Source organism: Streptomyces sp. NPDC002265, from assembly GCF_040296125.1.
Taxonomy (GTDB): domain Bacteria; phylum Actinomycetota; class Actinomycetes; order Streptomycetales; family Streptomycetaceae; genus Streptomyces.
The window spans coordinates 1-8,251 of sequence record NZ_JBEOWS010000402.1 but is presented as its reverse complement, the minus strand read 5'-3'; the positions used below and the strand labels follow the sequence as shown (position 1 = coordinate 8,251).

The following is an 8,251-nucleotide window of genomic DNA, read 5'->3' as shown; positions in this document are numbered from 1 at the left end:
GCACCCCGTGCTCCGGGATGCCGCGGTCCTCGGCCTGCCGAACCGACAGATCGGCCCGGCTCAGTTCGACTCTGCGCAGCTCGACTCGGCGTCAGCCGTCGGACTCCGACGACGGGATGTAGGCACCCGGCACGTCCTCGGGCCGGAAGATCCGCGCCTCGCCGGGGTACGGCTTCCCCCAGTCGTGCGTCTGGTACCAGGTGAAGTGGTTCATCTGAGCGGGGTTGGCGAAGTCGGGCACGGCCTGGGGACCCGTCAGCCGCTGGTGCGACTTCCAGGTGTCCCACGCCTTGGCTACCGCCTGCTCGGCCACCGGCACGATCGCCTTCGGCGCGGCCGCCGCGCTCGGGTCCTGCGGCGCCGGGGTGTCCACACCGCAGGCGGGCGGCGTGCTCAGACCCGCGGTCAGCGAGGTCCGGTTGGGCAGCGCCTCGAACGGCGTGTAGTCCGGCTTCCGGCTGAACGCCGCACGCATCGGGTCGGCCGCACTGTCCTTCTGGTTCATCGGGTGGATCCCGAGGATCTGCTCGATGGTCCGGATCATCGTGATCTGCGTGTAGTAGTGACTGTCGACGACACCGTGCCGGGCCCAGGGGCTGATGATCTGGATCGGGGCGCGGTGGCCGTCGACGTGGTCGAGACCTGCCTGGGAGTCGTCCTCGACCACGAAGATCGCCGAGTCCTTCCAGTACTTGCTGTGGGAGATCTCGTCGACGATCCGGCCGGTCGCGAGGTCGTTGTCCGCCACCTGGGCCGCCGCGTTCGCCGGACCGCCGGTGTGGTCGCTGGAGAGCCAGAACATGTTCAGGTTCGCCGGACCGTTCTTCTCGAAGTCCTGCTTCCAGATCTCGGTGCGGTAGATGTCCGGGATGCCGGTGTCGAACTTCGGGAAGCCGGGCACCGACACGCTGTTGAGCGACGGGATCGGCGAGGACGAGTTCAGCAGGTAGGCGGTGCCCTGCCCGGTCGCGCCCATGTTCTTCGCGTCGCAGTACAGGTTCTGCCAGCTCGCGCCCGACGGCTTGGTCAGAAACTGCTGGAACTCGCCGAAGTCCCGGACGGACTTGCCGACCGCCTGCGCCCCGGTCCACAGGAACCCGGTCCGCTGATGGCCGAGCGCGTCGTCCTCGGTGTCGTAACTGCGCAGGTACTCACCGGCCGAGGACTCGGTGTACTCCGGATTGTCCGCCTGCATCAGCCAGTTGTGGCCCTCGGCGGAGTTCGTACCGATGTCGTACGTGTTGTCGTAGAGGCCGAACCGCTCGGCCAGCGCGTGCTGGTTCGGCGTCACGTTCTCGCCGAACTCCGCCAGCGCGGGCGCGCCGTTGCCCTGCGGCAGGTCACCGAAGACCTGGTCGTAGGTGCGGTTCTCCTTGACGATCAGGAAGACGTGCTTGATCGTCGACGGGTCGCCGAGCCGCGCCGGGACCGGCACCGGCTTCGCCCTGCCGCGGCTGTCGGCGAGGGTGACCGCGCGAGGGGTCCAGCCGTTCTGCCGGAACACCTCGGCCGTCTCGGAACGGATGACCCGGTCGTTCGGCAGGGTGAACCGCGTCAGGCTGGACGTGGTGTCGTGCGTGCCGTGCCCGGCGCTGCTGGTGGGCCGACGGGCGTCGATCCCGCGGGTGTTGGAGACCACGACGGAGTCGCCGACGGTGGCGATCTCGGCGGGGAAGTAGTCCGTCGGGAGCAGACCGACGTAACCGACCGGTTCCTGCGGGGAGGTGTAGCGGTAGACGGCGACCGCGTTGGCGCGGCCGAGCGTCACCAGCAGACGGCCGTCGCCGGTGAGCGTCACCGCGTCGGGCTCGTAGCCCACCGACGCCTCCGGCCACGGCCGGGTGGCGATGGTCTGTACGACCTTGTCGCGGGCGGTGTCGATGACCGACACGTCGTTGGTTGCCGTGTCGGTGACGAACACCGCGCCCTTCGCCGCGTACACGGCGGTCGGATGCAGGCCGACGTCGATGCTCCTGACGGCGGCGGCGGGGTCCGCCAGGTCGATGACGCTGACCGTGCCGGTGGTGGTGGCCGCGGTGACCGGGTCGGCCGGCACCTGGGTGTTGTACGAGTTGATGGTGGTGTCGCCGGGCTGTGCCGGGCGCCCGCCCTCGTTGCTCACGTAGAGCTTGCCGCCGGCCTCGGCGATACCGCGCGGGGCGTTGCCCACGGCCCAGCTCTGCCGGACGGTCCCGGTCGCCGCGTCGATCGCGACCACCCGGTTCTGTCCGTTGACCGCGGAGTACACGGTGGACCCGTCCGGCGAGAACACGGCCTGGGCCGCCAGGGCGTGCCGGGGCCCGTCCGCCGGGATCCGTACGGACACCGGGCTCGCGAGGGTGCCGTCCGCGTTCACGGTGAAGCGCGTGTAGCCGTCGGTCTGGCCGAGCCACAGCTGCTTGCCGTCGGGGGAGTACGCCGGGGCCTCCTGCCCCACGGCGTTGCTGCCGATCCGCAGGTCCGCCGACGCGGAGGCGCCGACGAGCTGCTGCACCTTCCAGCTCTTGAGGTCCACGAGGGCCAGTGCCATCCCGCCGTCGGCGACCGAGGCCGCGAGGTGGGTGCCGTCCGGGCTGACCGCGGACGACATGATCTTGCCGTTGTTCACGACCAGACGCTCGCCGTAGGGGGCGATGTACTGGTCGCTTGAGACGACCTGGCCCCGGGCGGTGACCTGGCCGACCTGGTCGGTGCCGAACTGGTGGGTCTGGGCGAAGGCGGTGCCCGCGGCCGCCACGGCGAGCGCGGTGAGGCCCGCGGTCACGAGCGTGTTCCGGCGGCCTACGGGTCTGCCGAGAACGACGAAGGAAGCTCTCTTCTCGTCGTGCCGCCGCCGGCGCGTCACCTGCATGGGCTCATCCCTTCGGCGTGGTGGAGAACAGCTCGACATTGCCGTCGAACTGCCACAGCGGGTTGGGCGCGTCCCCGGTCGGGGTCCGCACCAGGAAGTAGCCGTTCACTTCCTTCGGTCCGTCACCGTCGGCCATGTACCGCCCGTCCGAGGTGAGGTCGAGCTGGTAGATCGCGGTCCCCGGGGCCTGGACGCCCGGGAGATGCCAGGTGACGACACAGCGCCAGTCGTTGCCCGGCCCCTGGGCGGCGCTGCGGCCGGCGCCCTTGTCGCATGCGGCCGTGACCCGCAGCTGCGCCTCGGTGACGGCCGGGCGGTTCAGCTGCTCCGTCTGGAGGCGGTACAGATGCGCGAACGCCGTGGCGACCGACCGCTTGACCTCGACCTGGTCGATCCCGGAACCCATGGACGGCCTCGCCACGGCGACCGCCGCGACCGTGAGGACCAGCAGGCAGACCGGCGGGAGCACGCCGAGGGTCAGCGCGCGGCGCCCCGGGCCGTCGTAGGACGGGTTGGTGAAGTCGCGCCGCAGGAAGAGGAGGTACGCCAGCACGGTGGCCGTCACCGCCCACACCAGGCTCACCGTGACGCCGATGAGGAGCGGGCCGAGCTGCGCCGGGCTGGTGAACAGACCGCTCCAGGCGATGAACGCACAGCCGGGCAGGGCGAGACGCACGGCCACGGGCAGCGGCAGCATCTGGGCGAGCTGCATCGTGAGCGCGACCAGCGCGGGCAGCAGCAGCCCCATCGGCGAGCGCCCCAGCGCGACCGATCCCAGCAGTCCGATCGCGGCGAGAGCCAGTGTGGGCGCGAGCGCGCACACCCAGGCGAGGAGGACCTCACCGGCGGCGTCCGAAGGGGCCAGCACATGGCCGTCGAGGCCGATCAGCGGCTGGTTGCCGACCGCCACGAGCCCGCCGACCGTGCTGGAGCACGCCATCCCCACCACCAGCGAGACGATGACGGTGAGACTGGCCAGCGCCTTCGCCGCGAAGATGCGCCGGGGCGAGCGGACCGCCACCAGCAGATGACGCCAGGTGCCGAGCCGGTCCTCGGCGGCGAACACGTCACCGGCGACCACCGACGTCAGCAGCGGCAGCGCCCAGGTGCCCGCGAACCCGAGCATCACCAGCGGCCCGGCCCACCCCGTGGCGTGCATCCAGCGGCCGAAGAGGGTGTCGGAGGGCAGCGTGCTCTGCCGGCTCACCGCCGCGACGAACAGCGCCGGCGTGATCCAGCAGGCCAGCACCAGCAGCCGGATCCGCCACTGGGCGAACAGCTTGACCAGTTCGAAGCGGAAGCCGCGTGTCACCGGGACGGCGCGGATCCTGCCCGGGACGTCGCTGTCGCCGGTCCGGTCGTCGGCAGGGGTACCGGTGGCGGCGTCCGCGGCAGCGGCGTCGGTGGTCATCGGTCGGCCTCCTGCTGTTCGGTCAGGGCCAGGAACGCTGCCTCCAGCGGCGACACCACGGGGGCCAGCTCGCGCACCGCGATGCCCGCCCGTACGATCCGCGCCACCAGGACGTCGAGCGCGGGCACCAGCGCGCTCACGACGAACGCGTCGGCCCCGTACCGCGCCGGGGCGCCGCGCTGCGCGGGCACGGCACGCGAGGGTGGGGGTGCGGGTGCGTCGTGCGGTGCCGCCGCGGCGGTCGGTGCTCCGCCGTCGTCGACGACCGCGATGCCGGGCGTGCTCAGGGCCAGCGCGCGGGCGGCCCGCGGGTCGGAGGTGAGCAGCCGGTAGTCCAGTTCACGGCTCTCGGCGGCCAGCTTGCTCAGCGGACCGGAGAAGACGACCCGCCCGGTGGCCAGCAGGGTGACGTCCGAGCACAACGCCTCGACGTCGTCCATACGGTGACTCGACAGCACGATGGCGGTCCCGTCCGCCGCGAGCCGGGTCAGGACTCGGTGCACATGCCGCTTCCCGGCCGGGTCGAGGCCGTTGGAGGGTTCGTCTAGCACGAGCAGCCTCGGCCTGGTGAGCAGGGCGGCGGCGAGTCCGAGCCGCTGCCGCATGCCGAGGGAGAAACCGCGGGCCCGGTCGTCGGCGACATCGGTGAGCCCGACCTGGTCGAGCACGTCGTCGATGCCCGCCGTCCGTGCCGTACGGCCGCGCAGGGCGGCCAGCGCCGCGAGGTTCTGCCGGGCGGTGAGCGCGGGGTAGAGACCGGGGCCGTCCACGAATCCGGCGACCCCGTCGGGGACGGCGAGCGCCCGGCCGACCGGCGTCCCCAGGACCTCCAGGCGGCCGCTGTCGGCGACGGCCAGCCCCAGCAGGAGGCCGAGCAGTGTCGTCTTCCCGGCGCCGTTCGGTCCGACCAGGCCGTGGATCTGCCCTTGAGCCACATCCAGATCGACACCGTCGAGTGCGACGACGTCACCGAAGTATCGGGTGATCCCACGAGCCCGGACTGCAAGAAGAGTGTCCATAGCCCCCTCCGTCAAAACCCTCAGGAAACATAGAGACACCACACAGCGCGGGCAGGCACCACGAGTTGAACGCTCGCGGAACGGGAACCGACCTCCGCCTGATGCGCCGATGCCCGGCCGAGGGCCGTCATCGTGCGGCCGGCACGTTCACCCGGCGAGCGGGTACGGAGGTTGACGGACCGTCATTCCGACGGTCCTCCCCAGGTCAGCCGGTCCGGCCGGGAACGTCTGCCGCCGAGGTCTCCGGGAACTCGTACACGGCGAAGTCGGCGACCGGCCGATAGCCGAGACGGCCGTAGAGGCCGTTGCTGGTGGGGTTGGCCAGGTCGGCGAAGAGGACGACCTCCTGCGCGCCCGCGGCCAGGGCGGCCCGGCTCACCTCGACGGTCACCGCCCCCGCGTAGCCGTGCCCGCGCAGCCGGGCCGGGGTGTACACGGGGGCCACCCGGATCTGGCCGGCGACCATCGCGGTGGCGCCCGCCATCGAGACGGGTGTGCCGTCCGGGGTCTCCCAGAACGTGATGCCCGCGCGGGCGATCCGCGCGTCGGCCCAGGAACCGGCGTCCATGGACTGGGCGATTCCGGCGGCGGCGGTGAACTCGCGGTACCAGCGCATGAGTTGTCGGCGGTCCTGAGGTCCCGCGACTCGTGCCCGGCCGCCCGGGAGCGGTTGTGCCGGGGTGAGATCCCCGAGTCGGTACAGGCGGTGACGCCTGTGGAGGGTCGGTGTCGCGCCGGTGTGCCGCTGCCAGGCCTCGGCGAAGGCGGTGGCGGTGTCGTGGTCCGCGTTGACGCCGGGGAGACGGTGGCCGAGGGCGGCCAGGCGGGCCGCTAGGCTGTCGGCCTGCTCCGGGGTGAGGCGGGTCGGGCTCAGGCTCTGGGGCGGGGTGCGCAGGAAGGCGGCCCGGACCTCGCCCGCCTGCCTCAGGAGGCCGAAGACGGGGGCCTCGGAGCCGTACGTGTGCATTCCGCGCACGCGCAGTGTCTCGGTCACCGTGAGCGCGACCGTGTGCAGCGCGGGGCGCGTGCGCAGGAAGTCCCCGCTCCGGGCGAGGAATTCGTCGAGGTCTTCGGTGAGGTGCCAGCCGTCCGAGCGCATGCCTCATGGTTCCGTATGCGGCGGTCGCGCGATAGCCGTGCCCGATCTTGATCACAGTTATGAACCGACGGCCGTACGACGCTGATCAACCGGCTGCGGGACACCATGGACGCCCGGCTGCTGGTCGTGACCGTCATCGCCGGATTCCTGGTGCTGAGCTGGCTGGTGCGCCGCCTGGTCGAACGACCGCTCTCCCGACTGATGAAGACAGGCCTGGACACGTCCTTCGCCCGCCTGCGCAACGCGGGGAACACGGCTTGACCCGAGCGGGGTGTCCCGCCCATGTCCGGCGCTCGCCGGGACGACGGCAGGGCAGGCGCGGCGCGGGCAGGAGCGTGATGGCGGGCCGTCGGCGCCGGGAGGGCGTTGTCGGTCCGCGTGGTTAGGGTGCCCGGCATGGACAAGGATCAGGTGACCGAACGGCTCTCGGGGTCATGGCAGGACACTCAGCCCGCTCGCGATGCACTGGTGCGGCAGGGGGCGGCCGTGGTCACGGCCGTGCTGGACGTGCTCGGCGACGAGCGGTCACCGGTCGACTGGACGATATCGGCGGACGTCCTGTGCAGGATCGGGGAGCCCGCACTCCTTCCGCTGGCGCAAGCCCTCGCGTCGGCGGGCTCGCCCGAGGTGGCCCGGCGGACGGGCTGGGCGCTGGGACGGCTGAACGTGGCCGATCCGGCGGTCTACGAACCGCTGTTGCAGCACCCGCACCCGGAGGTACGCGGTGACGCGCTGTTCGCCTTCCAGCGCCGGGGAGAGGCCGCGGCGCGCTTCGTCGGCCGGCTGGTCCCCTTGCTGGGCGACCCCGACCCCGAGGTTCGGCAGCGAGCCGTGTGGGCCTTCAAGGCGATCGGCGCTGGTGCCCTTTCGGCGTTGCGGCGCCTGCGGGAGCAGCCCGCGACCGGTCCCCGAATCCGCTCCGGTGCCCTGGAGGCGCTGGCGGCCGTCGGCGGACCGGCCGCCCTCGGTCGCCGGGACCAGGACGCCTGGCGTCGGCTGACCAGGATCAAAAGGCTGACCGAGATTCCGCAGGCCCTGCACCTGTGCGGATCGTGGTACGCGGTGCCGACCAGCGATCAGGCGGCGGTGCTGGAGGCGTTCGACCTGGGCGACCCCGAGCCGGTCACGCTGCGGACGGGCGCCTCGGCCTGGAACCACGACCGGCACGCGTGGGACCGCAACCGGCCGCATTCCGACTGCGCACGCGTCTTCGTCAGCCCGGCACTGGACGGCTGGACGCTGGTCTTCGGCCACACCTCCCAGGACACCCATTCCATCGAGGACGCGGAGGACGAGGACGGAGCGCTCGAGCACGTCGTACGTCGGCGCTGCTCCGACCTCAGCCGCCGTTTCGGCGCGGCCCAGTGGTACGGAATGAGCTGCGGCGACGGCTGGACGGCCTGGTGCATCGCCGAGGGCGGGGAAGTGGTGCGCCACTATGACGCGTTCGACGCCGAGGACAGTGAGGACGGCGGCTGGACGGGCGGCGGCGAAGGTCCCGCGCACCCGGCGGAAGCCGGATACCTGCTGCCCCACCAGGACGGCTTTCCCGAGGACGCCTTCGCCGGTGTCTCCTTCGCGGACCCGGAGGCGTTCCGGGCCAGATCCGAGCAGGTGAAGGAGGAACTCGGCATCCCCGACACCTGTTACGCCACCGACATCGCGGCCCGGCTCTCGGTCGATCCCGGCGCACTGGACGCCCGCACCCGGGTCACCGGCCGCGGCGTGCTCGCCCTCACCGCGTGCGGCCGGGAGCACGGCCACCCGGCCGGAGCGCTCACGGTCTGTACACGGCCAAGACGATCACCAAGACCGGCAGTACCCGCACCATGGCCGCGTGGACGAACACGAACACGCTGCTCAGCAGCTAC

The 8,251-nt window shown here is 71.9% G+C and carries 5 protein-coding genes and 2 pseudogenes; 3 read left to right on the top strand and 4 right to left on the bottom strand.

Annotated features, from left to right (window positions below):
• Positions 1-91: 91 nt before the first annotated feature.
• From ABT085_RS40580 to ABT085_RS40565, 4 genes are all read right to left on the bottom strand, one after another.
• On the bottom strand, positions 92-2,851 hold the full coding sequence (locus ABT085_RS40580) for a bifunctional YncE/alkaline phosphatase family protein (protein WP_351620320.1): 2,760 nt from the start codon (positions 2,849-2,851) through the stop codon (positions 92-94).
• 4 nt (positions 2,852-2,855) lie between these two features.
• The gene (locus ABT085_RS40575) at positions 2,856-4,262 is read right to left on the bottom strand and encodes an ABC-2 transporter permease family protein (RefSeq protein WP_351620317.1); all 1,407 of its coding nucleotides are present in this window, start codon (positions 4,260-4,262) and stop codon (positions 2,856-2,858) included.
• Positions 4,259-5,281, bottom strand: coding sequence for an ABC transporter ATP-binding protein (locus ABT085_RS40570; RefSeq protein WP_351620314.1), 1,023 nt, complete (start codon positions 5,279-5,281; stop codon positions 4,259-4,261). The genes ABT085_RS40575 and ABT085_RS40570 overlap by 4 nt, the downstream gene beginning before the upstream one ends.
• 205 nt (positions 5,282-5,486) lie before the next feature.
• A complete protein-coding gene (locus ABT085_RS40565; protein WP_351620311.1) occupies positions 5,487-6,380 on the bottom strand; it encodes a GNAT family N-acetyltransferase in 894 nt (297 codons plus the stop codon).
• A 105-nt stretch (positions 6,381-6,485) separates the two neighbouring features.
• On the opposite strand from ABT085_RS40565, the gene ABT085_RS40560 reads away from it, so the two are divergent.
• The 3 genes and pseudogenes from ABT085_RS40560 to ABT085_RS40550 form a co-directional block, all read left to right on the top strand.
• Positions 6,486-6,641, top strand: a complete 156-nt coding sequence (locus tag ABT085_RS40560; protein WP_502982941.1) for a hypothetical protein — start codon at positions 6,486-6,488, stop codon at positions 6,639-6,641.
• 135 nt (positions 6,642-6,776) lie between these two features.
• Positions 6,777-7,262, top strand: a pseudogene (locus tag ABT085_RS40555) (HEAT repeat domain-containing protein); the annotation flags it as partial.
• A 905-nt stretch (positions 7,263-8,167) separates the two neighbouring features.
• Positions 8,168-8,251 (top strand): annotated as a pseudogene (locus ABT085_RS40550) (D-alanyl-D-alanine carboxypeptidase); the annotation flags it as partial.